The organism is Methylocucumis oryzae, assembly GCF_000963695.1.
GTDB lineage: Bacteria > Pseudomonadota > Gammaproteobacteria > Methylococcales > Methylomonadaceae > Methylovulum > Methylovulum oryzae.
In genome coordinates this window covers 1-2367 of record NZ_LAJX01000323.1, presented here as the reverse complement: position 1 = coordinate 2367, position 2367 = coordinate 1, and the positions used below count along the sequence as shown (strand labels likewise).

The window sequence follows — 2367 nt, the reverse complement described above, 5'->3', positions numbered from 1 at the left end:
TCTAATTGAGTCGTTATTTTGACCGCCTGATAACTTGTTGGCATTGTTGTCGCCGGTTAGAGAAAGCCCAACGTGTGTTGTATGATGGTAGACATCATCTGTTGCAATATTTACGACGCTAACAACGTCTGAATTAATTAAATCGACAACGCTAGAGCTGTCGCCGCCATAGTTATTATCGCCCCAGGTCACTACAGAGCCGTCTGCGTGTAACGCGGCAACAGCGCTACCATTGGAAAATACCTTAACTACATCAATAGTGCCGTCTAATTCCTCAATGATAGCAAAATAGTTATCAAAAGCTGCGATGCTAATGACCGAGCCATCAGCACGCAGTGCCTCAAATCCATTATTTGTAGCGCAAAGCTCGATGACGTCTATAGTGCCGTTCAACTTTTCAGAGAGGATAGGGTTACCGCTAGGAGTGCTATTTAGTCCGCCACCCCACCAAATTACTGAGCCATCGGCTCGCAATGCAGCAAATCCGCCATTGAAACTAATAGATTGATCAGTAGTTGGCTCTCTATTAAACGAAACAATATTAACAACATCTATATCGCCGTTTAATAGTTCTGCGACGTCGTTGAAGGCGGAAACGGAAATGTCGTCACCCCAAGTAACAACTGAGCCATTTGCTCTTAAGGCCGCAAATGCGGAATCGGTTGAGAAAATTTCTACAACATCGACAGAGCCGTTTAGCTGATCTGCGACTGCACTACTGTCGCCAGCACTAAAACCCCAGGTTACAACCGAGCCATCCGCGCGTAACGCGGCAAACGAATCAAAAGTGGAAAAAATAGTGATAACCTCGTTTGTGCCATTTAATGCGGTGCTGACAGCACTACTATCACTGCCAGCTAAAGCATTGCCCCAGGTAATCACTGAGCCATCAGTACGCAAGGCGGCAAAGGCTTCAGCCGTGGAATAAATGCTAGCGACGTTCACAAGCTGAGCTATTACACTGCTACTATCGCCACCGGCTAGCGTATTCCCCCAGGTAACCACTGAGCCATCATCGTGTAAAGCCGCAAAAGCAGAGTAAGTTGAAAATATTTTGCTTACACTGCCATTTAAAGCTGTAGCTACTGCACTGCTATCACCACCAGCCTCGTCCGTACCCCATGTGACTACAGAGCCGTCAGCGCGCAAGGCTGCAAAGGCGAAGCCAGTTGAAAAAATACTTTTAACGTCAATTTTGCCATTTAATTGTTTGGCGACTGCACTACTGTCGCCACCAGAGAAATCTGTGCCCCAAGTAACGACGGACCCATTAGCGCGCAAAGCCGCAAATGCTTGGGTATTAGAATAAATTTGTGTTACGTCAATTTTGCCATTTAATTTTGCAGCCACGGCGCTACTATCGCCGCCGGCAAAAAATCCCCGCCCCAAGTAACAACAGAGCCGTCAGCTTTAATCGCGGCAAAGGCATAAGGATTAATCCATTCACCTAGCGTATGTCCAGGAAATAAGATTTGGTTTGGGGTAATACTAATACTGTATTTAGATGACATTTATTTCTCCTCAGAGTCAGTTGTTATAAGCACATGCGGATGTTTTAGATAACTAGACTAGCATTTAATTTGTTTATTGATGCTGAGAGAACGATAAAAATGCTAAAATGCGAAGTATTTTGCAATTATTTTTGTGGTTTAGTTAGCGATTTTGGCGGCGCTAGACAACTATTTATGCTGATGGGCTTGCTATAGCGCTATAAAATGCGCCAAAAATGCAAAAATAGGATGATGACATGGATTCCTCACTTAGCAAGTTGATATAAACTTTGAGTAAATAATCTCAAATTATTAAGGAGCCCATCATTCACAAAGCAGCGCGAACTATAGGCATAGATATAGCAAAAAACATCTTCCCCTTAGTGATCCAAGAAAGCGGTGGCAGCCTTACGAAAAAGAAACTGAAACTCAAAGGATTGCTTAGTTTTATTGCCAATACACCTTGGAGTCTAATCGGTCTGGAAGAGCGCATTATTGGGCGCGGGAATTTGCTAAGTTGGGGCATGAAGCGGTGTTATCAAATGCGCGTTATGTTAAAGGATTTGTGATCGGTAACATACCGATGAATACAACATTTACAGCTGTTTGGAAGCATGGGGATACCCGCACAAAACCGAAACCGTCAACCATTCGGCCGGAGCATATGCTAGTGATGAAGACGGTGATGGTCTTTTGTGAGGCATTCAAATACCAGGCTACCCACTTAAGCCGGGACAGGTCATTCGGCAACTGCTCCTGCGTTGCCCTACTACACGCCATCCCTGGCGTTATCAGAGTGAAGGGCGCCGTAAATACGTCCCTGTAGGTTTGGCGGCAGCATCCCTGCTGCCGACACCTCAAGCCACAAGGACGTGGC

General features: G+C 45.3%; 2 protein-coding genes. Both read right to left on the bottom strand.

Annotation, left to right across the window (positions count from 1 at the left end; translation table 11 throughout):
- On the bottom strand, window positions 1–1350 hold a 1350-nt coding region (locus VZ94_RS21045; protein ID WP_052700813.1), incomplete at its 3' end, for an RCC1 domain-containing protein.
- Window positions 1335–1511 carry a hypothetical protein gene (locus VZ94_RS26305; RefSeq protein ID WP_157845008.1) on the bottom strand — a complete coding sequence of 59 codons (177 nt, stop codon included), beginning with the start codon at window positions 1509–1511 and terminating at the stop codon, window positions 1335–1337. The genes VZ94_RS21045 and VZ94_RS26305, both read right to left, overlap by 16 nt.
- Window positions 1512–2367 lie beyond the last annotated feature (856 nt).

What these genes read in the sequence shown, in the direction of transcription:
- VZ94_RS26305 (WP_157845008.1), bottom strand. Translation starts at nt 1,511, where the DNA reads ATGTCATCTAAATACAGTATTAGTATTACCCCAAACCAAATCTTATTT.